The following is a 22,726-nucleotide window of genomic DNA, read 5'->3' on the forward strand; positions in this document are numbered from 1 at the left end:
GAATCAGAGGCTGAATTACAGCTCAGCTCTAAGCGTATCCACATCCTGAATCATTTTACCAAGGACGCCGTTCACGAATTTACCGGAATCTTCTGTGCCGAAATGCTTGGCCAGATCAATCGCCTCATTGACAGACACCTTGGCCGGCACATCGCTGGCGAAGATCATCTCGAAGGTGGCCAGGCGCAGAATCTGACGGTCCACGCGTGACAGGCGGCTCATCTGCCAGCCCTTGAGGTAATGCTCCAGCATATCGTCAATCGCCATTTTGTGCTCCCACACGCCGTTGACATGCGTAACTACATAAGCTTTCAGTTCGATCTCATCCGTAATGACGCGCTCGGTTTCGTTCTCATCCGCCGCCTCTTCAATCAGCATGTCAACCGCCTCGGTAACCTCAACATCGTTCATTTCCATCTGGTACAGGCTTTGCACAATAATTTCTCTCGCTAAACGTCTCTTCATGTGTTCCTCCTACGAACTAACTTTCATTCTTGTTTTGATATAACTTCTTATATTCCAAAAAAAACCGCACAGCCTTTCTTCCGCAGGTCAGCAACTCAAAGTAACGGGTTCCAGGCTTCCGGGAGAAAGACTATCGCGGTTCATTTGAAGGGGCGCCAGCGTCCGGACAGCCGCTCTACGATCTCCTGCCATTGAAACAGGGGACCCTGCGCGGTATCCTTTCTTTTGCCGAACGTATATCCGATGAACACTACCAGTGCAAAGAACAGCATATCCCAAAAACCGCTAATCAGATAAATCAATCCGAGAAAGACACCGAAGGCAACTCCGGTAATTCTACCTCCGTGACTTCCCCATACTTCTCTCCAGGACATAAGGGAAACTCACCTCTATTCCACTCGACTTTTGAAGCTTGGTGACTGTGTGAGGTTAGCAATGTATACAGACACATCGGCAACCGGAATTCCGGTTGTCTCCTGTACGAAATCATGCACCTGGCGCTGTACATCCGTAGTAAGCAGAGGCAGCGAATGCTCGCCGTCGACGACCGCACGGATCATAATCTCAAGACCTGCCTGCGAGACACGGATGCGCGATTTCAGGTCACGGATGCCCTTCACTTTGCCCGCAGCCTTCAGACTCAGGTTCTCAATGGTCTCCATCGAGATCTGAATATCCCCGTACTCTGTCCGCTGATCAACAGACGGCAGGGAGGCACGGTCGCGGCGCAGGGAAATGTAGAAGAAGCGGATGCTCAGCAGGAACAGAATGACGGCCACGGAGATCGCAGTGATATAGACCGCCGGTCCGTCCGAAATCTCATACTTGTCCGGAATGACACCGCTTAAGAGGAGGATGGCAATTACAGATAGTATTCCAATACTTAAGCTGTAAAGGAACAGCAGAAGCCTGTCCAGAATTTTGGCCACGAGTCTCACAACCTCCTTAAATTAAGGTAAACCCTCGACGTACTGCCCGAGGGTTTAGGACGAACAAAGCCTTTACTTCACACGGATAACCGCATCGATATCTTCGCTCTTGTCAATGCTTGTATTGCTTTTGAACTGCACATCATGAATATGCACGTTCACTTCCACAACGGTCAGACCGGTCATGGTTTCGATGGAACGCTTAACATTGCGCTGGATTTCGGCAGCTACTTCCGGAAGACGGTAGCCGTATTCGATGATAACAGACACATCCACCGCAGCCTCGCGCTGTCCTACCTCAACCTTAACCCCTTTGGACAAATTCTTGCGTCCGAGAAGCTCCACGATTCCGCCGGCGAAACCGCCGCTCATTCCGGCCACACCTTTCACCTCAACGGTTGCCAAACCGGCGATCACCTCGATCACTTCAGGAGCGATCTGGATTTCACCGATTTCCGTACGTTCATATTCTGTCGGCAATGTACTCATTTTGGACTTCACACCTTTCCAGCAAAAAAGTTGTAGGGGCACTTCAAGCGGGCAGTACGCCTCTTATTAAACATACTATATCATTTGACGAACTTTATGACAAACCATGAGAAGTCGTCCTAAATTTCATACTCTTCAAGGAACTTGATATCGAAGTTACCGTCCAAAAACACCGGATGCTCCAGCAGTCTCTGGTGGAATGGAATCGTGGTATGTATGCCCTCCACCGCAAATTCGGCCAGTGCACGCTTCATCTTAGCGACCGCCTCATCCCGCGTCGGGGCCCAGACGATCAGCTTGGCAATCATGGAGTCATAAAAAGGTGAAATGGTATAGCCCGGGTACGCCGCGCTGTCCACCCGCACTCCAAATCCGCCGGGAGGCAGATAGAAGCCAATTTTGCCGGGAGAAGGCATGAAATTACGCTCAGGGTCCTCGGCATTGATCCGGCATTCGATCGACCATCCGTTGATGACAATATCCTCCTGGGTAAAGGAGAGTGTGTTGCCTTCTGCCACAGAGATCATTTCCTTGATCAGATCCACTCCGGTAACCATCTCAGTTACGGGATGCTCCACCTGGATACGGGTATTCATCTCCATGAAGTAGAACTGACCGTCAGGACTGAGCAGGAATTCCAGGGTGCCTGCACCAGAATAATTAACCGCTTGTGCGGCCCTTACAGCCGCTTGGCCCATCGCCTCACGGGTCTCCGGTGTAAGGATGGAGCAAGGCGCTTCCTCCACCAGCTTCTGGCGGCGGCGCTGCACCGAGCAGTCACGTTCGCCCAGATGGACTACGTTGCCATGATTATCGGCGATGATCTGAATCTCCACATGCTTCATGCCGGTCAGGAACTTCTCCAGATAGACTCCGGCGTTGCCAAAATTCTTCTGCGCTTCCTGCTGGGCAGCGGTAATCTGCTTCACTAGTGACTCTTCATCCTCGGCGATGCGGATGCCCTTGCCGCCGCCGCCTGCCGTAGCCTTTACGATAAGCGGATACCCGATATCACGGCCGAGCATCACGGCTTCATCCAAGTCGCCGACAATCCCGTCGGAGCCCGGAATAATCGGAACTCCCGCCTGCTTCATCGTCTCTTTGGCTACTGCCTTGTCGCCCATCCGCGTAATCGCATCCGGAGACGGGCCAATGAAAGTAATATTGCAGGATTCACAGATCTCGGCGAAATCGGCATTCTCGGCCAGGAAGCCATAGCCGGGATGAACGGCATCGCATTCCGTCAGCGTAGCAACGCTCATAATATTAGTAAAGTTCAAATAGCTGTCCTTGGCGGGTGTCGGTCCGATGCAGTACGCCTCATCAGCCAGGCGGACATGCAGGGAATCGCGGTCCGGCTCCGAATAGACAGCCACGGTGGCAATACCCAGCTCGCGGCAGGCCCTGATAATGCGGACCGCAATTTCGCCGCGGTTAGCAATCAACACTTTTTGAATGTTCATGCGGTTCCTCCCAAAGTTTAGCGAAGCTTGCAAGCTCCTCCTCATTCTCGCGGCAATTATTCCGCTCTCACCAGAAACAGCGGCTGGCCGTATTCCACCAGTTGGCCGTTCTCAACCAGAACAGAGACAATCTCGCCCTGCACTTCAGCTTCCAGCTCATTCATCAGCTTCATTGCTTCAATGATGCAGACTGTGGATTTCTCATTCACCCGGTCTCCGACATTGACAAAGGAAGGCGTCTCCGGTGAAGCGGCACTATAGAAGGTCCCTACCATCGGCGAGACGATTTTATGTAATGCGCCTTCAGCGGAGGTTGCGGGCTGCTGCGCCGCATCAGGAACTTCACTGACAGCCGGAGGGGCAATAATCTGCGGACTTTGCGGCTGCGGGGCTGGCGTAAAGGGATAGGTATAAGGAGCCGCCTGAATTACTGTTCCTTCAGCTTCAGAGCGATCCGGTTTGCGGATAGCCAGCTTCATACCTTCGCTTTCAATCTCCAGCTCGTGCACGGAGGAAGTCTGGTCCAGCAATTGAATCAATTCCTTAATCTCGCTTAACTTGAACATTGGATCGTTCACTCCTTCAGCTTTCTCTCGAAGCCAATTTGGGACGCAGGCTGGGCAGGGTACGCTATCCGTTCTGAGAAGCACACCTGTGAAGCCGGTCTGCTCTGTGATTCTCTTGAATCGCTATCTTGTGTAACCGCTGCCTGCGTAATCTTCTTTTTCTATGCATCGATAACTTTATGTATTATATCACAAACGCTAGAAATGGAAAGAGCCTGGGACGCGCCCGGGCTCTTTCGGCATTTTATTCTATTTTCTGTGATTTTATTCAGCGGGCTTACTGCTCCGAGACGTATTGGACCTTAATCTTGTCCTGGGTAACGCTCAGTTCCTTCATTACAAAATCCACGATGCCCACGGCCTGCTTCACATCCAGCTTATCGCTGAGCACCACGATCGTGTAGGCGTCACCGGCTTCTTCTTTCACAATCGCCTCACCGTATTTCTGTTGAAGCTTTTCTTCAATCCCGGTGATTTTGGATTCCTTCTCTTCCAGCTTGCTGAGCTGCTCCTGGGCTGTAGCATTCTCGGCCGGGGTCTTATCCATATTGTTAATCAGCGCCAGCAGATCATTGTGGTCCTTCAGGTTCTTCTGCTCGCGTTCGTACAGGTAGTTCGTGAACAGGCTGCTGGCTGATACGCTCTGCGAAGCCATTTCATCCAGGATTGCCTTATCGTCCTTCGCCGGAGTTTTATCTACAGCGGCCGACGTATCCTTGCTGTCTTTGCTGTCCTTAGTGTCCTTATTCTCCTTGCTGTCCTTGCTGTCTTTGGTGGCAGCCGTATCCTTGCCTTTGTCAGCCGTAGCTGTGGTCGCTTTATCCGTTGCAGCAGTTGTATCCGTAGCTGTGTTGCTGCTGTCAGCAATCACACTGCTGTCATCTATCACGGCCGGAGTCGTACTGTCCTCAGTTGTCACTGTCGATGCCACTTCATCCTTGCCGGTCTTGCTGCTGTCATCCACGGTTCCTACCGCAATCCCTTTGTTCGTGTTGACCTCTTTGATGACAAGTCCGCTGTCCAGCGTAGTGGCTGTCCCGCCGCCCGTCCCGTCTTTTATGGTGTCCACCTGGATGCTGCCTGCGGTTTCTTTGGGGAGGGGAGCACCCGAATCTTCCGTGAACAGATAATATGCAGAGAGCACTACCATCAAACTGAGCATAGAAACCAGCCAAATCGTTTGTCTTTTGCCCTTCATTGTTTATACCTCCTATAATTTTGTTGCCAGCCCTCTTGTCGTGTGTGCCCGTGTGTATCGTACAAGCCTCTTCTGTTAAAGCATATGCCGGGGTTATCGGAGACATGCCTATTCTTGCTTGCGCGGGACAACAGAAATCCTGTAGACCGGTACGTTAAGCCCTTTTTCAACCGCCTGCTCAATCAGACTGCGCACGACCTTGTTCTCTGCCCCTTTGGCGACCACCAGCACTCCCCGTACCTGAGGCTTCACCCGCTTGGTGATGATCGGAGCCTCGTTCCCTGACTGGGTGTAAGTGACGATCTGGCCGTCCCTGGTGTACTGGGTGGTATGGCGTTTACCGCCGCTGGCATCCGTTTCTTCACTTTGCTGCTGCGAGTCATTCATATTGCGCTGCACGATAATCTCCTCTGTGGAATCTACGGTGACCATGATATCCACAGTACCGACCCCCACGATCTTCTCCAGAATCCCCTTCGTGCGGTTCTCCATCGCCAGTTCGATGCTGTCAAAAGAATTCGCGCTCCCGGCCTCCGGCTGCAGGACCGTCTGCGAGGCCTCGCTGTCCGGCGGTTCACGTCCCGTGTTCTCGTTGTCCAGCTTCTTCACATTCACGAAGGAATTGAACAGCATGATCGCAACGCCCAGCAGGCCGATAATGATCAGCCAGCGGAAGGTGTGGCTGCGCTTCGGGCTGCCGTTGCCGCCTCCGGCCCACTGCTCCAGCTTTTTCAGCCAATTGCCCATTGATTAACAGCCTCCTCTTATGATTTCACGGTACCGGCCCCGCTGCTCTGCACCTTGATCAGAGCGGGGTCCAGGTTCCAGTTCTGCTCCAGCAGCTTGATAATCGTTCCAGCTTCCTCCGTTTGGGTCTCCTGCGTTCCCTCAGTGCCGCTCCCGGAAGAGGATGACGCCGGAGCCGAACCCCCTGAGGAGGCCGCTTCCTGCGCTTCACCCTCCCCGCCGCTGCCCTCCAGGCTGACCTGGACCGGCTTCACAGGGTTAATCTGAATGGGCGCAGCTGACGGGAGGGCAGCGGTACCAGCGCCCGGGACAGTGCCCCCGGTGACGCCCTGCTCCGGCGGAAGAGCTACCGTGACCGAAGAGATTAGCGGCACCTCCTCGCCCAGTGGCGCACTTGGATTCGGCCCCATAGCCAGCGCCACCGTGACCTTCACCCCGCCGAGCCCGGTGCTCCCGGTAATCTGGTCGCGCATCTGGCCGGCGATTTCCTCGGCAGCCAGCTTCAAGCTCTGGTCACGTGCTCCGGCGGCGAGCATCCGCCCGTCTGCCAGAATCTTGTCCAGCGAATCCGGTGCGTCGCCCGGCCCGTACAGCAGCCCTCCGCTTCTCTCCTGCTGCTGCATCGCCACGGTCAGCTCCTTGCTGGCATCCCCCTTCAGCAGAGAGACGAGCGGGCTGAGCATCGTCAGCAGAACCAGCAGACTGAGCACCAGCCTGGCGTAGCGTTCCATGGATTTACTGGGCAGCAGCATCTCCACAAATGCTGCCATCAGCACGACGAGAATCAGCTCATGGAGCCAACTGCTGAGCCAGGACATGGCGTACCTCCTTGTCGTTTCGTTCTATCGCATCATCACGGTCACATTGCCCGCAGTCAGCATGATGGTTACCGCCAGGAAGAACATCAGCGAGACCGCGGCCAGCGCAGCGAAGACGTAAATCATGCTTTTGCCAATCGTCTGCAGGCAGGTCACAATCGGTGTCTCGCCCAGCGGCTGCATGACGGCGGCGGCCAGATTGTAGATCAGGGCGAGGATCAGAATTTTGATTGCCGGGAACGCGCACAGGAAGAGGATAATGATAACTCCCGACAGCCCGATGGCGTTCTTCACCAGCAGGGAGGCCGAGATCACCGTGTCCGTGGCGTCCGCGAACATTTTACCAATCACCGGCACGAAATTCCCTGTAATATATTTGGCGGCGCGTATAGTCACACCGTCTGTAACCGAGCTGGTAATCCCCCTGACCGAGATCACGCCGAGGAACACAGTTAGCAACACTCCGAGCAGTCCGGCCCCAATATTGCGCAGCAGATTTGCCAGATGGGTCAGCTTGTATTTCTCCGACATGGCGCTCACCAGATGCAGCACTGCCGAGAAGAACAGCAGCGGGAAGACGAGCGTATGAATCAGCGTGCCTACGGTATGGATCATGAACACGATCAGCGGATGGGTCACCGACACCGTGACGATATTGCCCATCGAGGCCAGCAGCGCGAACAGCAGCGGAATCATAGCCATCATGAAGTCGATCATCCGGTCGATGGCATCCTTGGCATAGCCGATAGCAACATTGAAGCTGTTAACGGCGATAACCAGCACCACCATGTAGCAGAGCATATAAGCGATCTTACTGACTGATTTCCGTTCAAAAGCGGTCTGCAGCGTCTCCAGAATCATGCTCAGCACACTGATCATCACAATCGTGACCAGCAGCTTGCCGTTGTAGAGCACCTCATGCCACATGAAGTTCATCAGGCCGGACAAGACGCTTTTGAAGCTTAAGCCCTTATCCCCCGGCAGCAGCATATCCATCAAGGAAGGCGTCCGGCCCTCCGGGAAAAATCCCCCGTAATCCTTCATCAGCTGGTCCCAGTAAGACTCCACCTTGTCCTTTGGCAGATGCTCCACCTGCCCTTTCACCCACTGGTCAACGGGAGACGCCCGGCCTCCGCTGCCGCCTGTGGCTGGTGCTGACGGAGCCGGAGCCGCACTTGCAGCACTTGTAGCACTTGTAGCACTTGTAGCACTCGTAGCACTCGCCGTGTTTCCACACAGCAGAAGCAGCTGGAGCACCAGCAGCAGGGCTGGCAGAAGCAAGAGCGCTTTTACCCCTTTTGGCGGCCGAAAAATACTATGCTCCTGCATTCCCCTCACCTCCGCTTTACTCCAACTTGTCCGGCATGTCCGCTGCATCAAGCTGGCAGCAGCTTCATGACCGTTTCAATAATTATGCTGATGATCGGAACAGCCAGCACCATGATCAGCACCTTGCCGGCCAGCTCAATCTTGGAAGCAATCGATTCCTGCCCGGCATCCCTCACGATCTGCGCCCCGAATTCCGCGATATAGGAGATGCCGATGATTTTGAACACGGTTTTGATATGGATCATTTCCATCCCGGAGGACTCCGCGACCCGCTCCAGCGTACCGAGAATCGTTCCGATCTTGCCGATCAGGAACAGGAAGATCAGAATGCCGGCCGCAGTGGTCAGCAGGAAGGCGAATACCGGTTTTTGTTCCTTCAGGACGAGGATGAGGACGGTCGCCAAGATGCCAATTCCCACAATCTGAATGATTTCCATAACTCCAGCCTATTGAAAAAGAAAAATCGTTTTGATTTCCTGCAGCAGCCCATCCAGCATCCGGATGACCATGAACAGGACGATGATAAAGCCGACAATCGTTACCCAGTGGGCGATATCCTCTTTGCCCATCTGCTTAAGCACCGTGTGGATCATGGCGATAATGATGCCGATGCCGGCAATCTGAAAGATCGCGTTGACTTCAATATTCATTCCTGGCACCTCGCTAAAAGATCAAAATGACGATCAATGCTCCAAGCAGCAGACCCAGGCTTTTACTCACCTTCTCATACTTGCCCTGATCTTCTCTGGCCGCTGTCTCCTCCTGCTTCAATTGCTGTAAAGCCAGTGCAATATGCGTGCTCTGATTCGGCCGGTCACTGGTTCCGAGCGTGCAGCTTAGCTGCCGGACGATCTCCTTCTCCGTTCCCCGCAGCGATGCACTGCTCCAGTGGGCCTCCATGGCCCGCCGGATGGCCTCTTCCGCACTGTGGTTATGCGGCGGATTCATCTCATCCGCCGCCATAAGGAAGAAGGCTCTCAGCGGCACCTTCGTCTGCATCCCGATCCGGCGCAGCGCCTCCGGCAGCGGCGTGTAGCCATATTGGATCTCGGTCTCCAGCCGCTGGAACGCCGCAATCAAGGCCCGGATATGCCTCGGCCGGTCGGCGTACTGGGCTGCCCGTTTGAAGCCGGCCAGCGTACCGGCCAGCACGATCAGTACCGCGCCAAGCAGCTTAAGCATGGCGGTCACCCCCTGACACCTGCTGCTCCTCCGGCGAGACAAGCAGCAGCCCGCGCTTCTGGCCGTCCAGAATGCGGAAGGATAAGCCGGAAGCTCCGCGTTGCAGGATCACATACCGCTCGAACATCCGGTGCTCCAGCAACCCGCCAAGGCCGGGCCGCCGGGCCAGCTCGGACACTTCCTTGCCATGCGCGGAAGCGACCACCGAGATCCCGGCGTGCAGCGCCTCGGTCACCGCCTCTGCGTCCTCCATGCGGCCGATTTCATCGGCGATCAGCACATCGGGTGACAGGGAGCGGATCATCATCATCATGCCTTCCGCCTTGGGACAGCCATCCAGAATGTCCGTGCGCGGCCCGACATCGAAGGCCGGAATTCCCCGGCGGCTGCCTGCGATCTCGGAGCGTTCATCGACGATGCCAACCTTCAGCCCCGGCCGGCTGCCCTCCCGGCCGCCGCTTGTGCCTGCTGACAGCTGTCTGGCCAAATCGCGCAGCAGCGTGGTCTTGCCATGCTGCGGCGGGGACAGAATCAGCGTATGCATGACCCGCTGCCGTCCCCGGTCCAGCAGATACGGCAGCACGCCGTCGGCGATGCCGTGCACCTCACGGGCAATCCGCACGTTGAAGCCGGTAATATCGCGCAGATGCTCCACACCGCCCCCGCTCAGCACCGTCCGGCCGCAGAGGCCGATCCGGTGTCCACCGGGGATCGTGATGAAGCCCTTGCGCAGCTCCTCTTCCATCGTATAGAGGGAATGATTGCTGATGAGGTCCAGCAGCCGGTGTGTATCCTCCCGGTCTGGCCGGTAAGCCTCACCGGGTAGCTGGGTCAGGCTGCCACCCGCGCCAATGAAATGATACTTGCCGGAATAGTTGATCTCTAGCGGCCGGCCCTCACGGACGCGAATCTCCTCCACCTTGCCCAGGAGCGCAGCGGGGAGACCGCCGAGCAGCGCTCTTACTTTTTCAGGAAACAACAGAAGCCAGTCATTAGCCATATCAGGTACCCCCAAGCTGTACTCTACTAAATAGCTTTATTCCATATTTATGCTTGTACTTGTGCTTTATGCCTATCATCTATCATTTCTTCAGAATCCCGAATAAGAGAATAGCCACCCCGCAGCCAATCCAGCCAAGCTTGCCCCAGGACAGCTGCTCTGCCATCCCTGTAAGGCCGACAGCCGTGGTCAGAATGAGGATCGTAGGGCCGACAAGCGCCAGTCCCGAATTGACAGCCAGCGCCTTATCCACCTGATTCAGCTTCAGCATAATCAAGGCCGCCGCAATCTCCACACTGCCGGACAGCAGCCGCAGGCCAGACATCCAGCTTACATACTTGTCCAAATATCTCAACTCCTTCGTTCAAATCTATGGATTGCACACGTTCGCTGCACATCAAACAAGCTGTTATCCATGGATATGCGGAAAGGAGCGACTTTAGACAAGAAGAAATGGGGATACTAGCGGAGATTTCACGAGGTGTGAAAAAAATCATAGTACTGTTCTCTATAAAAAAATATCATCGGTATGATAAAATTAATTTTGCCGTATCCAAAGATAATCAACAAAGAAGGGGATCACAGTCATGCAGGTTCGTAATTTCGTAGTACCGCTTGTATCAGGAACAATAGCCAGACAGGTTAGAGAGATCGCTATTATTATATTTTCAGCGTTTCTGGTAGCAGCCGGGCTCCGGTTATTCCTGATTCCGCACCAACTGCTCAGCGGCGGTGTAGCCGGGACAGCTTCCATCATCGGGTATTTGACCCATCCCAAGTTTATCTCGCTGTACTATTTCGCCATCAATCTGCCAATCCTGATCTGGGGCTTCGTCGCCGTTGGCAAAAAGTACATCTGCTATAGCATGCTGTCTGTCCTGTCCACCACCTGGTTCCTGAACGTTATCCCTGTGGTGAAGCTCACCAAGGACCCGATTCTGGCCAGTATCTTCGGCGGGGTGATTATTGCGGGAGGGGTGGGCTTCTCGCTGCGGGCGGGCGGTTCTTCCGGAGGCTTCGACATTCTTGGCTCTATCATTACCCGCAAGCGGGATATTCCCATGGGCACCGTGCTGTTCGTCATGGACGGTCTGGTTATCTTAAGTCTCGGCTTCTTCAAAAGCTGGGATTCCGCGCTCTACGCGATGCTCTGTATCTTCGTCAAAAGCCGGGTGGTGGACATGATCCACATCCGCCATGTCAAGCTGACCTGCTTCATTGTCACCAAGGAGCGGGAGAAAATGCTGAATAGACTCACTAGTCTGCCGCATGGCATCACCGTTGTTAACGCGGAGGGCGGGTACAGTCACGAGGGCAATACCATGCTGATGACCGTAACCACCCGCTATGAGCTGGCAGATCTGCGCAGGACGATTCTGGAGACCGATCCGAAATCCTTCGTTAATGTACTGGAGACGGTAGAGATCATGGGCCGGTTCCGGCGCCTGAGCTAGAGAGTGCATGGTGAAGGTCATTCCTACCCTTATGTATATGCAAAAAGAGTGCTGTTCTCCGCTTCTGCGGGGAACAGCACTCTTCTGTAATTACGATACCTTCTGGCAGACTTAGCGGCGGTCCTGTGGACCTCCAACGAAGGCTTGCTCTTCTGTATCCAGGTTATAGGCGGTATGCAGCGCCTGGATGATCTGCTGCAGATTGCCGGATTCAATCACACACGACACCTTGATCTCGGAAGTGCTGACCATCTTGATGCTCACCCCTTCGTTCGAGATGACCTCGAACATCTTGGCGGCAACACCCGGATGGCTGACCATACCAGCGCCGACAATCGACACCTTGACCAGACTGTCCTCGGAAGTCACTTCACGGTATGGCAATACGCTGTGTAGCTCCTTGATGACCTCTTTGGCCTTCACCAGATCACTGAGCGCCACGGTGAAGGAGAAGTCCGCAGTCGCATTCTGCACTCCGCTCTGCACGATAATATCGACATCCACACCCTCATCGGCCAGCTTGCCGAATACCTGCGCGAGTACCCCCGGTACATCCGGAACTCCCAGAATACTGATCCGGGCCACATTCTTGTCATAGGCAATTCCGCTTACTACCACACCCTGTTCCATGCTTGCTTCCTCCTTCACAACAGTACCTTCATTATGGTTAAAGCTCGATCTTACGACCAGCTTCACTTGATAGCGTTTGGCATATTCCACGGCACGCGGATGCAGCACGGCTGCGCCGAGATTAGCCAGCTCCAGCATCTCGTCATACGAGATTTCCTTAAGCTTGCGCGCCGTCTTCACAATACGCGGGTCTGTAGAGTAGATGCCGTCTACATCGGTATAGATCTCGCAGACATCTGCTTTGATGGCTGCAGCCAGCGCAACCGCTGTGGTATCCGAGCCTCCGCGGCCCAGCGTGGTAATCTCGCCGTCCAGCGTCATGCCCTGGAAGCCGGCTACAATCACAATCTGCTCGCGCTCCAGCGACTCCAGCACCCGGCGTGGAACAATCTCGCTGATCCGTGCCCGGCCGTGGGTATCATCGGTACGGAACCCGGCCTGCCAGCCTGTATAGGATACGGCATTCCGTCCTATCCCGTGAAGTGCGATGGACAGAAGCGCTACGGAGATCTGCTCGCCCGTAGTCATCAGCATATCCATCTCGCGTGCAGGAGGCTGCCCGTTCAGCTGTATCGCCTGATCGATCAGTTCATCTGTCGTATCCCCCATAGCGGATACAACCACAACACAGCGATGCCCTTCGTCCTGCTTGGCTGCGATGCGGCCGGCAACACGCTTCATGCGTTCAACATCGCCGACGGAGCTGCCCCCGAATTTCATGACATAAAGTGACAAAGTCCCATTCACTCCCTAATTCGCTCTATAAGTAGCTTATATTTTAGTTAACGCTTTAACACAGTATAATACGAAAATCATAACATGCGTTAATGGTTTCACAAAATAAAGTGCCCATTTTTGATGTGCCCGGCCTTAAACCCCGAACCTGCAGGGCCGGAATAAGGGGCACTAATGCTCCTCATTACTCTCCTTCAGTTCACATTCCGCCCCACCGCAGACACCTGTCAGAGGGATTTATCCCTTTTGTCCCTTTTCCCTCCACCTCGTCCCTCTCGCCCAGCCTGCCACAGCAAAAAGACCCCCGCCGCATCAAGCGGGGAGGCCCTCAAGTTACATCTGGAATCCAAAAAGGCTCCTATGCGCGGGAGATATATTTACCTTCGCGGGTATCGACCAGGAGAACATCTCCTTCATTGATGAACAAAGGCACGTGGACCGTATGGCCGGTCTCCAGAATAGCGGCTTTGGTTGCGCCTTGAGCCGTGTTGCCCTTAACGCCCGGCTCGGTCTCAGTAACTTTCAGCTCTACGCTGGTCGGCAGGTTGATCCCCAGGATTTCGCCCTGGTAGCTGACGATATTCACTGTCATGTTCTCTCTCAGGAAGTTAAGCTCCCATTCGAGCTGCTTGGCTGACAATTCGAACTGGTCATAAGTCTCGTTGTCCATGAACACATGATCAGAGCCGCTCGCATAGAGGTACTGCACGCCACGGTTCTCGATGATGGCACGGCCAATCGTTTCACCGGCACGGAACGTGCGTTCAACCGTATTGCCGTTACGCAGGTTCTTCAGCTTGGAGCGGACGAAGGCTGCGCCTTTACCCGGCTTCACATGCTGGAAATCAATGACGGTGAAGATGTCCCCTTCTACTTCTACGGTCAAGCCTGTCTTGAAATCATTAACTGAAATCACTAAAAATCCCTCCTGGAATCGATGAATTAACTGAATGATAGTTGTCTTACAGTACCGTATAATCCTTCGATGAATGTGTCAGCAGCGCGATGCCGCTCTCGGTAATGACAATATCATCTTCAATCCGCACGCCGCCAAGGCCCGAGAGATAGATCCCCGGCTCTACGGTGACAACCATCCCCGGCTGGATCACTTCATCCGCCAGCTTGGACAAACGCGGCCATTCATGTACTTCCATCCCGAGACCATGGCCCGTGCTGTGGCCGAAATATTCACCATACCCGTAACGGGTGATGATATCGCGGGCCAGGGCATCACATTCACGGCCAGTCATGCCGGGCTTGATATGTGCCAGCGTGTGAAGCTGCGCTTCAAGCACAATATTGTAGATCTCCTTCAGCTTAGGGTCCGGTGATCCCAGAGCAATTGTACGCGTTACATCTGAACAGTAACCGTCCAGGAGCGCGCCGAAATCGAAGGTCACGAATTCGTTGTTCCCGATAATCTTGCTGCTCGCTACACCATGCGGCATAGCCGAACGCTCGCCGGAAGCCACGATCGTATCGAACGAAGAGGAAGTCGCACCATGCGTACGCATGTAGAATTCCATTTCCAGATCGACATCGCGTTCCGTCATGCCCGGCTTGATCACATTCAGGATGTGACTGAACGTGGCGTCTGCCAGATCGGCAGCCCGCTGCATTACAGCCAGTTCTTCCTCGTCCTTGAACATGCGCAGGTTCTCAACAGCCTTAGATACCGGTACCATAACTGCCGGCGCAAGAGCCGCTGCATAAGCGGTGTACGCACTGAAGGTCACATCATCCTGCTCGAAGCCGACCCGGACTTGTCCACCCTTCGGCAGCAGTTCCCGCACGGTGTCAATGAATTTCGAGTCATGCTGCACCACCTTGAGGCCGTTCACCTGTTCCGAGGCCTGGGTCATATACCGGAAGTCCGTCAGCAGATAACTGTCATCACCGGTAACCAGCACGTACCCGGAGGAGCCGGTGAACCCACTCAAATAGCGGCGGTTATATCCGCTGGTAATTAACATCGCATCCAGTCCCAGTTCCTGCAGAACCTTACGCAGCTTGGAGACGCGCTTGTTGCCCATTTTCATTCTCCTCTCGAAATAGCCACATTGTATTTTACCATAGCGGCAGGACATCTGAGAAGTTTTTTCGAAGGGCCTAGGCCAGCTTCGTCTGCTGTTCGCGTTTGCGTTCATCCGTATACTCGATCGCCGCCGTATATCCGATGAATAATCCCCAGAGCAGGAAGAGGCAGAATTCGCTGATGACCGTGTTCCACGGCAGCTTGAACGGCGGCTGGAGCAGGAATAAGCGCGAGCACGCAAGGAACAGGACCGACCACCACAGCACCCCGTATATCATCCCGGGCCAAGGCCCGTTAAGCTTCCGGAATATTAACACGTAGATCAGGGAAGCCAATACGGAGAGTACGATAAAAAATAAATATCCGAGCAGATGCCCGGCAGGGGTCAGCAAAAAGTCATGCTTGAAAAAGGGCTCCGCCAAAAATCCCGGAATGACCTTGGTAAAGTGCAGGACATACATCAGCCAGTGCAATCCTCCCCAGATTAAACCGGCGAAATAACCCAGTTCAATGGAGAAATAAAAAAGATTGGTCTGGGCGGTCTTGGGCTTGCTTGAAGAACTCATAGGGCTGCCTCTCTTTCGGTATGGGTTTAATCCGGTTTCCACTCCGCTCTCTATAGCTAGTATGTACAGCTAACGGCAATCCAACTAGTAATGTGTTTAAAAATTAGTTACAATGTATTATATAAATCATATCAATATACGGGAAGGTGAATTGGTTGTCCCAGGAAACTCCCAGTTACGGCGGCCAAGCCGTTATCGAAGGCGTCATGTTCGGCGGCAAGCATGTCAACGTAACAGCCGTAAGACGAAAGAATCAGGAGATTACATTTTTGGAGGTGCCGAAGAGCGATAAGAGCTGGGTCCTTAAACTGCGCAAGATTCCGCTGCTTCGCGGCATTGTCAGTATTATAGATTCCAGCGCCAAAGGCTCGAAGCATCTGAACTATTCGGCAGAATCCTATGCCGAGGATGAGACGGAGCCGGAAGAGCTTGCCAAGCAGCAGGCGAAGGACAAGAAGAAGGACGAAGGCTGGAGCCTCGGGATGATCTTCGGCGTTGCTATAATGGGGATTCTTTCTTTCCTGTTCGGCAAGCTGATTTTCACGCTGGTCCCGGTATTCGTAGAAGATTTTTTGTTCAAGAATGTATTTGACAACTATATTCTGCACAACCTTGTGGAAGGCGGCATCAAGCTGATTCTCCTGCTCGTCTATCTCTGGGCGATCTCGCAGACGCCTGTGATCAAGCGGCTTTTCCAGTATCACGGAGCCGAGCATAAAGTTATTAGCGCATTTGAAGCTGGCGAAGAGCTGACCGTAGCGAACGTACAGAAATACAGCCGTCTGCATTACCGCTGCGGAAGCAGCTTCATGATGCTGACGATTATCCTCGGTGTGATTATCTACTCGGTCGTCCCATGGAATTCCCTGATGGAACGGGTGCTGCAGCGTATCGTTCTTTTGCCGGTGGTCATCGGAATCTCGTTCGAGGTACTGAAGGGCACGAATGCGGTAAGAGATATTCCCGGCCTCAAGTATCTGGGGTACCCGGGCCTGTGGCTGCAGCTGTTGACTACCAAGGAACCGAAGGACGATATGGTAGAGGTGTCGATCGCCTCCTTCAACCGGATGCGGGAGCTGGACGCTGCCATTGAAGCAAAAGGATATTCTGAGGCAAGTGTGTCAGGCGGCATTTTGGATCCTGCGAAAGGATGATTAGCCAATGATCAGACATGCTTTGATATTTTGGATTACGACAGCTCTTGCCGTATGGGGGCTGGTGCTGGACATTATGGCACGCGGCCTGGCGGCTCTGTCCTTCTTCATCTTCCCCCTGATTCTGCTGGGACTGCTGTATTACGCCTACAAGATAGCCCCCGGCAGAATGGGCGGCGGACCCGGACGTCCGCGCACCAAGGTTAAACCTTCGGCCAAGACGATGTCCAAGGTTGCCGGCATCCGCAAGACCACTGGCTCACCGGGCAAGCGCAAAAGCTATCCCTTCCAGGTCATCGAAGGCAGTAAGGGTAAGAATGACGATCAGCTGCCTAAATATCACTGAACCATTCAAGCAGAAGTGCAAAAGGCATCCCCACGTTATTGGAATAACGTGCGGGATGCCTTTTTTTGTTTTTGGGGCCCCCGCAAAGTACCTGAGTCATCATCGAAGCTAAAGCCCACTTTGCGGGGTTATTTAGTTTAGTTACCGCCTTGGACCGGCGGTATGAAGGGGTACCCTCCAGGTGTAGTGAGGCGGTGCAGGACGATAGTTAGCGAAGAACTCTTCTCCGGCTGCGATGCCCGCCGTATACAAAGCGTCAGTCTGTGTCTGCGTAATATGGAACTCGGTAGTGGAGATGCCCAGCGTAGGGATTTTGACCGTACGAACGAATTTATCCGTCTCAATATACCGTTCATCATGTGCGGAGAGCATCGCCTCCAGCATGCTGAACGGCCCCGTAATATGATGCGGCTGCGGGGCCGTCTTTCCGATCAGCTGGTAGCCAATGGTTGGCGTTCTGCGCTCTGGTGACTGGAAGCCGTCTTTCTTCTCATCGAACAGCCAGAGCGGAAAATTACTGAGCACCCCGCCGTCCACCATATAGACCAGCTGCCCGCTGAACGATTTCCCCCGGGCCGCCTCTCCGGCCAGCCGCAGGATCACCGGATCGAAGAAATACGGAATACTGCAGCTCATCCGCACCGCCTTGGCAACTTCGAAGCTGTCTGGCTCGATCCCGTACAGCACCAGATCATCGGGCAACACCACAATCCGCCCGTTGGTGATGTCTGACGTAATCACCCGCAGCTTGCCGCGCGGCAGATCCCGGAACGCAACGACCCCCTGCTCCAGCAGCAGGCCGCGAATCCACGCTTCCAGCGCCTGGCCTGAGTACAGCCCCTTCTTGAGCAGCACGCGTAAGGCTGGCCCGACGAAGGCCGTATTGTAGAGCGCTCCCCTTGTCAGGAAGGAGGTGAAGGGCGTACGCCGGATTACCCGGCTCATCGCCTCCCCGCTGTACCCTGCTGCCAGCAGCGAGGCGATGATCGAACCGGAAGACGTCCCTGCAACCCGCCCAAAGGTACGGCCCGCGCGTTCCGTCGCCTCGACCGCACCTGCCAGGGCAATTCCTTTGACTCCCCCGCCTTCAAATACTGCGTTAATCTCCATACATGGCAAACCCCCGTTCCATAGAATGTATTGTTATCTATGAGCACGGGGGACTATTCATGACTTAACTCTTGAAATAGAAACTGAGCAGACTGGCCAGCCCGTACGGGTCACGGACCACAATATCATTCGCCCGGAACAGGATGCTGCCTGCCACCTCATCGTACTTCTCATTATATTTGAGCTGGTTGATAATCTGATCTCCGCTCTGCCATTCTGCAGTCTGCTTGGTATCCCCTACCTTGTAGGAGGCCAGACCGATGTACAGCTTAACCTTCGTTCCCTTAACCTCGTTCACCCACCAGTCCACCAGCTTATCATAACGGGCGGCGCTGAAGGAGAGACTCCAATAGACCTGCGGGGCAACATAATCGATCCAGCCGTTCTGAATCCAGGTGCGCACATCCGCATACATATCATCATAGGCGGACACCCCTGCCGTAGTATCTGAGCCGGTGCTGTCCACCTTTTTGTTACGCCATACCCCGAATGGGCTGACCCCATATGAGACGGACGGCTTCACTGCATGAATCTCCTGCCCCAGCTGACGGATGAACTGGTTGATATTATCCCGCCGCCAGTCTCCTTTGCCAGCAATTCCTTGTGCATTGAAGGTCTTGAAGGCCGTATCATCGGCAAAAGCTACATTGGACGGATAGAAGTAATCATCCAGATGTACTCCGTCAATATCATACCCTCTGACCACCTCCATCACGGTGTCAATAATATGCTGCCGCGCTTCCGGAATGCCCGGGTTGATGTACAGCTTATTCTCAGCCTTGACGACCCAGTCCGGATGAAGCTTGGCTACATGATTAGGGGCAAGACTGCCGGTAGAAGCATCTGTTGTAGCCCGGAACGGATTAAACCAGGCGTGCAGCTGCATTCCCCGGTTGTGGGCACTGCTAACCATATAGGCAAGCGGGTCGTAGCCGGGCTCCTTACCCTGAGTCCCGCTAAGCACCTTGGACCAGGGCACGATCTGTGAAGGATAAAGTGCATCTCCAGACGGTCGGACCTGGACGAATACACTATTGAATCCGGCCGCCTTCAGCTTGTCCAGCAGGCTGTCGAACTCCTTCTTCTGCTTGTCCGGATTACCTGCCGAAGACGTTGAGGGCCAATCCAGATTATACACGGTAGATATCCAGGCGCCTTTCATCGCCTTCCCGGTCTTGGCACCAGGAATAGAAGGTACAGTTGGTGACGGTACCGTCGGTGTTGGCACAGATGGCATAGGTACAGTTGGTGTAGGCACAGACGGAACTGACGGTGTTACAGGCGTAGAAGGGCCGCCGATCTCCATGCCTGAATATAAGGAAATATGCTTCGTGGCCTGATCCCATAGTACCTGCAGCCCAAGCTGCTCGCTTACAAACCGCAGCGGCACCATGACCCGGCCCTGCGTGATCTGCACAGAAGTATCCAGACGGACGGCTGCCCCGTTAACGATAGCGCTTGTTTTGCCGCTGGTCAGCTGCAGTACATTATTATCCTTGCTGATGGTTGCTGTCTTACTGGCCTGATCCCATTTCACACCGGCACCCAGTCCCTGGCTAATCACACCAGCAGGCACCATCGTAACGTTGGTACGTGTAATATACGGCGGCACATCCGGGCTCAGTGTCTCCCCATCCAGTTCAATGGTGATTTGTACAGAAGCTGCGCGTACACCCGGCGTCCACACAGGCATACATAGCATAATCACGAGCAGTCCTACGATCCATTTACGGTAATTCATAATTCCTCCCAGGTGTTGAAGTTGTATATCAAGCGGAAACGACTTTGTCGTCCTTTTAAAGGATGGCATCGTTTCAGCGAGAAAGATAAGGATAATGTTATCGCCAAGCATATAAATTCTTATCTTTAGACAAAAAAATAGCCCTCTCGTCCTTGGGTCAGGGAGAAGGCCGTTCTTTTGTAAACGGAATCCTTCCTTAGTTGAAAAGGAACGGTACCCGTTTTGACGTAAAAAAACTGGAAAGGTTGCGCTAATCAAACAAAAAAAGCCACGTTTATGAATCGCTGGCTATCTCATGGTGAATATCGTACAAGGTCTGCACACGCGCTTCATCCCGGCGGAAATATTCCACCAGCGTTTCGATCCGGGTGATGGAATCCCAGCTCAAGTGATGCTCAATGCCTTCAACATCCTTATAAATATGCTCTTGCTGTACCCCAATAATCCCGAGGAACTCCTCCAGCAGCTGATGGCGGTCCACAAGACGTTTCCCCACTTTTTTTCCTTTGCTTGTTAGGACAAGCCCACGATATTTCTCATAGATGAGATATTCGTCCTTATCCAGTTTTTGGATCATCTTGGTCACAGAGGAGGGATGGACTTCCAGCCCCTCGGCAATATCCGAGACCCGCGCATAACCCTTCTCGTCGATGAGCTTATATATGCGCTCCAAATAATCCTCCATGCTGGGTGTTGGCATTCTAGCTTACCTCTTTTCTATAATGAGCGTAACGGTGGGACCGGGCCTTGCTCTAACAATGATACATGCTTCTGCCGCTCCTTGGCAAGTCCTGCCGGTCACCCGCTTCCCTGCTTAGTGATGTTTACCAGGATTCCATTCGCCTGCGGATTGGCACAATAACGTTATCCTCATCCCTAAGGAGCGTGAAATCATGAGCTTAATCACACCTGAACGCCCTCCTTCCAAAAGAACGCGCAAGCCCACCGGCCTCTTCATCCCCGAGCTTGTGTTCTTTGAACCCGATGCGCTGAATTATCCCAAAGGGGAGCGGATTATGGAGTGGGTCAAGTCCCGCAATATTCCCTACCGCATGACCACCTCCCATAACCGGATTACCAATCTGCCGGGCGAGACGGAAGTCGAGCAATACAAAATCGCCAAACGGACGCTTGTGGTCGGCTTGCGCAAAACGCTTACTTTTGACCAGTCGAAGCCGTCCGCCGATTATGCGATTCCGATTGCCACCGGGTGCATGGGCCACTGCCATTATTGTTACCTGCAGACCACCCTGGGAGCGAAGCCCTACATCCGCGTCTATGTCAACACCGGGGACATCATCGATGCAGCCAAAAAATACATCAACGAGCGTTCCCCGGAAATCACGACGTTTGAAGCAGCCTGTACCTCCGACCCGCTCGGCCTTGAGCATATTACCGGCTCGCTGACAGAACTGATCGAATTCATGGCGGAGGAGCCGCTCGGGCGGCTGCGCTTCGTGACCAAATACCAGCATGTCGAGCCGCTGCTTAAGCTGAAGCATAACGGCCATACCCGTGTACGCTTCAGCGTGAACGCAGACTATGTGATTAAGAACTTCGAGCCGGCCACCTCACGCTTCGAGGAACGGATTGAGGCCGCCGGACAGATCGCCCGTGCAGGGTATCCGCTGGGCTTCATCATTGCCCCTATCATCTGGCATGACGGCTGGGAAGACGGCTACAGCGAGCTGCTGGAGAAGCTGGCACATGCCTTGCCGCCTGATATTGGCAAAGGGCTGACTTTTGAGATGATCCAGCACCGCTTCACCAAGACGGCCAAGACCGTCATCGAGAAGCGTTATCCGAAGTCGAAGCTGGAGATGGACATCGAGAAGCGCAAGAAGAAATGGGGCAAATGGGGACAGAACAAATATGTCTACCCGGACGAACAGCAAACCGCCCTGCGCGAATTCATCACAGAGCGGATTTTCGAACATTTTCCGGAAGCGGCTATTGATTATTTCACTTAAGTTGCTGCTTAGAAAATCAGCCAGCGCGGCGTGATGCCCTGCAGCCAAATCGTAATGCGGAACATCTGGTCGGTGAACAGCAGGATGCCCATGAATACCATAAGCCCGCCGCCCAGCTTCATCAGCAGGTTGGAGTATTTCAGGATCTTGCGCGCCCCGCCCAGGAAAAAGGCCAGTCCGAAGAACGGCAATGCAAAGCCGATACTGTACGCCGTTATCATCGTAAACCACGTTCCCGGATCACTGGCTGACAGCGCAATAATGGCTGTTAGAATAGGGCCTATACAGGGCGACCAGCCTGCCGAGAACCCGATGCCGAAGATGAAGGAGCCGAGGTATCCGGCAGGCTTCCATCTCATCTCCAGCTTGCGTTCCCGCAGCAGGAACTGCGGCTGGAACACGCCCAGCAGGAAAAGCCCCATTACAATGATTAAGATCGCTGACAACTGGCGGATCAGATCCCGCTGGCCGTTGAAGAATTCACCGAACAAGCCGGCTCCAAAGCCAAGGGTATAGAACACTGCCGAGAAGCCCAAAATGAACGCCAGCGTATGCGAGAGGGTCCGGAGACGGACCTCTTTGCTGTTGCTGCCACTCTTCAGCTCCTGCACCGATAAGCCGGTAATATAAGATAGATAAGAAGGATAGAGCGGCAGGCAGCAAGGCGATATGAATGACGCCACTCCGGCGGCAAAAGCGATTCCTGCATTCAGGTTGGACACGGGCGCATCTCCTTCCATAGTCGGGGTCACTCGGGTCACTTCACAATAGCAGAAGTACAGATACAGGTATGTAGTTG

Annotated in this window: 27 protein-coding genes; 4 read left to right on the forward strand and 23 right to left on the reverse strand. The window is 54.0% G+C overall.

The annotated features are described in order from the left end of the window. Positions 1-15 precede the first annotated feature (15 nt). The 15 genes from nusB to NST43_RS20210 all read right to left on the reverse strand — a co-directional run bounded on the left by nusB (position 16) and on the right by NST43_RS20210 (position 10,511). Entirely contained in the window at positions 16-465 is a 450-nt protein-coding gene (nusB, locus tag NST43_RS20140; protein WP_036698385.1) for a transcription antitermination factor NusB, read from the reverse strand. A gap of 140 nt (positions 466-605) precedes the next feature. Further along, positions 606-839, reverse strand: a complete 234-nt coding sequence (locus tag NST43_RS20145) for a DUF2273 domain-containing protein (protein ID WP_209984361.1) — start codon at positions 837-839, stop codon at positions 606-608. 15 nt (positions 840-854) lie between these two features. After that, positions 855-1,394, reverse strand: coding sequence for an alkaline shock response membrane anchor protein AmaP (gene amaP, locus NST43_RS20150; protein WP_209984364.1), 540 nt, complete (start codon positions 1,392-1,394; stop codon positions 855-857). Positions 1,395-1,466: 72 nt separating this feature from the next. Then, a complete protein-coding gene (locus tag NST43_RS20155; protein ID WP_209984367.1) occupies positions 1,467-1,883 on the reverse strand; it encodes an Asp23/Gls24 family envelope stress response protein in 417 nt (138 codons plus the stop codon). 119 nt (positions 1,884-2,002) lie between these two features. After that, entirely contained in the window at positions 2,003-3,346 is a 1,344-nt protein-coding gene (gene accC / locus NST43_RS20160; RefSeq protein ID WP_209984369.1) for an acetyl-CoA carboxylase biotin carboxylase subunit, read from the reverse strand. A gap of 56 nt (positions 3,347-3,402) precedes the next feature. Next, positions 3,403-3,912, reverse strand: a complete 510-nt coding sequence (gene accB / locus NST43_RS20165; protein WP_339218956.1) for an acetyl-CoA carboxylase biotin carboxyl carrier protein — start codon at positions 3,910-3,912, stop codon at positions 3,403-3,405. Positions 3,913-4,189: 277 nt separating this feature from the next. Continuing rightward, on the reverse strand, positions 4,190-5,110 hold the full coding sequence (locus tag NST43_RS20170; protein ID WP_339218958.1) for a SpoIIIAH-like family protein: 921 nt from the start codon (positions 5,108-5,110) through the stop codon (positions 4,190-4,192). 108 nt (positions 5,111-5,218) lie between these two features. Continuing rightward, a complete protein-coding gene (gene spoIIIAG, locus NST43_RS20175) occupies positions 5,219-5,857 on the reverse strand; it encodes a stage III sporulation protein AG (protein WP_209984380.1) in 639 nt (212 codons plus the stop codon). A gap of 17 nt (positions 5,858-5,874) precedes the next feature. Next, positions 5,875-6,675, reverse strand: a complete 801-nt coding sequence (gene spoIIIAF / locus NST43_RS20180; protein ID WP_339218959.1) for a stage III sporulation protein AF — start codon at positions 6,673-6,675, stop codon at positions 5,875-5,877. Between the two features lie 24 nt (positions 6,676-6,699). After that, complete coding sequence (spoIIIAE, locus tag NST43_RS20185) at positions 6,700-8,004, reverse strand: stage III sporulation protein AE (protein ID WP_339225481.1); 1,305 nt, start codon at positions 8,002-8,004, stop codon at positions 6,700-6,702. 47 nt (positions 8,005-8,051) lie between these two features. Then, positions 8,052-8,441 carry a stage III sporulation protein AD gene (spoIIIAD, locus tag NST43_RS20190; protein WP_036698407.1) on the reverse strand — a complete coding sequence of 130 codons (390 nt, stop codon included), beginning with the start codon at positions 8,439-8,441 and terminating at the stop codon, positions 8,052-8,054. A gap of 9 nt (positions 8,442-8,450) precedes the next feature. Next, positions 8,451-8,654, reverse strand: a complete 204-nt coding sequence (spoIIIAC, locus tag NST43_RS20195) for a stage III sporulation protein AC (protein ID WP_020426549.1) — start codon at positions 8,652-8,654, stop codon at positions 8,451-8,453. Between the two features lie 13 nt (positions 8,655-8,667). Continuing rightward, complete coding sequence (gene spoIIIAB, locus NST43_RS20200) at positions 8,668-9,186, reverse strand: stage III sporulation protein SpoIIIAB (RefSeq protein WP_339218968.1); 519 nt, start codon at positions 9,184-9,186, stop codon at positions 8,668-8,670. After that, positions 9,179-10,186 carry a stage III sporulation protein AA gene (gene spoIIIAA, locus NST43_RS20205; protein ID WP_339218970.1) on the reverse strand — a complete coding sequence of 336 codons (1,008 nt, stop codon included), beginning with the start codon at positions 10,184-10,186 and terminating at the stop codon, positions 9,179-9,181. The genes spoIIIAB and spoIIIAA overlap by 8 nt, the downstream gene beginning before the upstream one ends. Before the next feature lie 82 nt (positions 10,187-10,268). Beyond that, a complete protein-coding gene (locus NST43_RS20210; RefSeq protein ID WP_036698792.1) occupies positions 10,269-10,511 on the reverse strand; it encodes a YqhV family protein in 243 nt (80 codons plus the stop codon). A 262-nt stretch (positions 10,512-10,773) separates the two neighbouring features. On the opposite strand from NST43_RS20210, the gene NST43_RS20215 reads away from it, so the two are divergent. After that, on the forward strand, positions 10,774-11,640 hold the full coding sequence (locus NST43_RS20215; RefSeq protein WP_339218972.1) for a YitT family protein: 867 nt from the start codon (positions 10,774-10,776) through the stop codon (positions 11,638-11,640). Between the two features lie 111 nt (positions 11,641-11,751). Here NST43_RS20215 and NST43_RS20220 read toward each other — a convergent pair whose 3' ends face one another. The 4 genes from NST43_RS20220 to NST43_RS20235 form a co-directional block, all read right to left on the reverse strand. Continuing rightward, positions 11,752-13,005: an aspartate kinase gene (locus NST43_RS20220; protein ID WP_209984396.1), complete on the reverse strand. Its 1,254-nt coding sequence runs from the start codon at positions 13,003-13,005 to the stop codon at positions 11,752-11,754. Between the two features lie 358 nt (positions 13,006-13,363). After that, the gene (gene efp / locus NST43_RS20225) at positions 13,364-13,921 is read right to left on the reverse strand and encodes an elongation factor P (RefSeq protein WP_209984399.1); all 558 of its coding nucleotides are present in this window, start codon (positions 13,919-13,921) and stop codon (positions 13,364-13,366) included. A 46-nt stretch (positions 13,922-13,967) separates the two neighbouring features. Further along, a complete protein-coding gene (locus tag NST43_RS20230) occupies positions 13,968-15,038 on the reverse strand; it encodes a Xaa-Pro peptidase family protein (protein ID WP_339218975.1) in 1,071 nt (356 codons plus the stop codon). Between the two features lie 76 nt (positions 15,039-15,114). Continuing rightward, the gene (locus NST43_RS20235; RefSeq protein ID WP_209984405.1) at positions 15,115-15,606 is read right to left on the reverse strand and encodes a YqhR family membrane protein; all 492 of its coding nucleotides are present in this window, start codon (positions 15,604-15,606) and stop codon (positions 15,115-15,117) included. A gap of 155 nt (positions 15,607-15,761) precedes the next feature. Here NST43_RS20235 and NST43_RS20240 point away from each other — a divergent pair, with 155 nt between their 5' ends. After that, positions 15,762-16,760, forward strand: coding sequence for a DUF1385 domain-containing protein (locus NST43_RS20240; RefSeq protein WP_209984408.1), 999 nt, complete (start codon positions 15,762-15,764; stop codon positions 16,758-16,760). Between the two features lie 7 nt (positions 16,761-16,767). Then, entirely contained in the window at positions 16,768-17,106 is a 339-nt protein-coding gene (locus NST43_RS20245; RefSeq protein ID WP_339218976.1) for a hypothetical protein, read from the forward strand. A gap of 141 nt (positions 17,107-17,247) precedes the next feature. Here NST43_RS20245 and NST43_RS20250 read toward each other — a convergent pair whose 3' ends face one another. The 3 genes from NST43_RS20250 to mntR form a co-directional block, all read right to left on the reverse strand. Further along, positions 17,248-18,216 carry a patatin-like phospholipase family protein gene (locus NST43_RS20250; RefSeq protein ID WP_339218977.1) on the reverse strand — a complete coding sequence of 323 codons (969 nt, stop codon included), beginning with the start codon at positions 18,214-18,216 and terminating at the stop codon, positions 17,248-17,250. A gap of 64 nt (positions 18,217-18,280) precedes the next feature. Further along, positions 18,281-19,957, reverse strand: a complete 1,677-nt coding sequence (locus NST43_RS20255) for a family 10 glycosylhydrolase (protein WP_339218978.1) — start codon at positions 19,955-19,957, stop codon at positions 18,281-18,283. Between the two features lie 274 nt (positions 19,958-20,231). After that, positions 20,232-20,657, reverse strand: a complete 426-nt coding sequence (mntR, locus tag NST43_RS20260; RefSeq protein WP_036698430.1) for a transcriptional regulator MntR — start codon at positions 20,655-20,657, stop codon at positions 20,232-20,234. 193 nt (positions 20,658-20,850) lie between these two features. On the opposite strand from mntR, the gene splB reads away from it, so the two are divergent. After that, positions 20,851-21,927 (forward strand): spore photoproduct lyase, encoded by a 1,077-nt coding sequence (splB, locus tag NST43_RS20265; RefSeq protein ID WP_339218980.1) that lies wholly within the window; start codon positions 20,851-20,853, stop codon positions 21,925-21,927. Between the two features lie 8 nt (positions 21,928-21,935). Here the strand turns inward: splB and NST43_RS20270 are convergent, their stop codons facing one another. Further along, the gene (locus NST43_RS20270) at positions 21,936-22,649 is read right to left on the reverse strand and encodes a cytochrome c biogenesis protein CcdA (protein WP_339218982.1); all 714 of its coding nucleotides are present in this window, start codon (positions 22,647-22,649) and stop codon (positions 21,936-21,938) included. Between the last annotated feature and the right edge of the window lie 77 nt (positions 22,650-22,726).

This window comes from Paenibacillus sp. FSL H8-0332, from assembly GCF_037963835.1.
Classification (GTDB): Bacteria; Bacillota; Bacilli; order Paenibacillales; family Paenibacillaceae; genus Paenibacillus_AQ; species Paenibacillus_AQ rhizoplanae.

Coding starts and splice junctions, on each gene's coding strand:
- NST43_RS20255 (WP_339218978.1), bottom strand. CDS start 19,957: ATGAATTACCGTAAATGGATCGTAGGACTGCTCGTGATTATGCTATGT.
- accC (WP_209984369.1), bottom strand. CDS start 3,346: ATGAACATTCAAAAAGTGTTGATTGCTAACCGCGGCGAAATTGCGGTC.
- NST43_RS20170 (WP_339218958.1), bottom strand. CDS start 5,110: ATGAAGGGCAAAAGACAAACGATTTGGCTGGTTTCTATGCTCAGTTTG.
- NST43_RS20235 (WP_209984405.1), bottom strand. CDS start 15,606: ATGAGTTCTTCAAGCAAGCCCAAGACCGCCCAGACCAATCTTTTTTAT.
- NST43_RS20245 (WP_339218976.1), top strand. CDS start 16,768: ATGATCAGACATGCTTTGATATTTTGGATTACGACAGCTCTTGCCGTA.
- mntR (WP_036698430.1), bottom strand. CDS start 20,657: ATGCCAACACCCAGCATGGAGGATTATTTGGAGCGCATATATAAGCTC.
- NST43_RS20210 (WP_036698792.1), bottom strand. CDS start 10,511: ATGTCTGGCCTGCGGCTGCTGTCCGGCAGTGTGGAGATTGCGGCGGCC.
- spoIIIAG (WP_209984380.1), bottom strand. CDS start 5,857: ATGGGCAATTGGCTGAAAAAGCTGGAGCAGTGGGCCGGAGGCGGCAAC.
- NST43_RS20145 (WP_209984361.1), bottom strand. CDS start 839: ATGTCCTGGAGAGAAGTATGGGGAAGTCACGGAGGTAGAATTACCGGA.
- spoIIIAB (WP_339218968.1), bottom strand. CDS start 9,186: ATGCTTAAGCTGCTTGGCGCGGTACTGATCGTGCTGGCCGGTACGCTG.
- accB (WP_339218956.1), bottom strand. CDS start 3,912: ATGTTCAAGTTAAGCGAGATTAAGGAATTGATTCAATTGCTGGACCAG.
- spoIIIAD (WP_036698407.1), bottom strand. CDS start 8,441: ATGGAAATCATTCAGATTGTGGGAATTGGCATCTTGGCGACCGTCCTC.
- NST43_RS20215 (WP_339218972.1), top strand. CDS start 10,774: ATGCAGGTTCGTAATTTCGTAGTACCGCTTGTATCAGGAACAATAGCC.
- spoIIIAE (WP_339225481.1), bottom strand. CDS start 8,004: ATGCAGGAGCATAGTATTTTTCGGCCGCCAAAAGGGGTAAAAGCGCTC.
- spoIIIAF (WP_339218959.1), bottom strand. CDS start 6,675: ATGTCCTGGCTCAGCAGTTGGCTCCATGAGCTGATTCTCGTCGTGCTG.
- splB (WP_339218980.1), top strand. CDS start 20,851: ATGAGCTTAATCACACCTGAACGCCCTCCTTCCAAAAGAACGCGCAAG.
- nusB (WP_036698385.1), bottom strand. CDS start 465: ATGAAGAGACGTTTAGCGAGAGAAATTATTGTGCAAAGCCTGTACCAG.
- NST43_RS20250 (WP_339218977.1), bottom strand. CDS start 18,216: ATGGAGATTAACGCAGTATTTGAAGGCGGGGGAGTCAAAGGAATTGCC.
- NST43_RS20230 (WP_339218975.1), bottom strand. CDS start 15,038: ATGGGCAACAAGCGCGTCTCCAAGCTGCGTAAGGTTCTGCAGGAACTG.
- spoIIIAC (WP_020426549.1), bottom strand. CDS start 8,654: ATGAATATTGAAGTCAACGCGATCTTTCAGATTGCCGGCATCGGCATC.
- NST43_RS20155 (WP_209984367.1), bottom strand. CDS start 1,883: ATGAGTACATTGCCGACAGAATATGAACGTACGGAAATCGGTGAAATC.
- spoIIIAA (WP_339218970.1), bottom strand. CDS start 10,186: ATGGCTAATGACTGGCTTCTGTTGTTTCCTGAAAAAGTAAGAGCGCTG.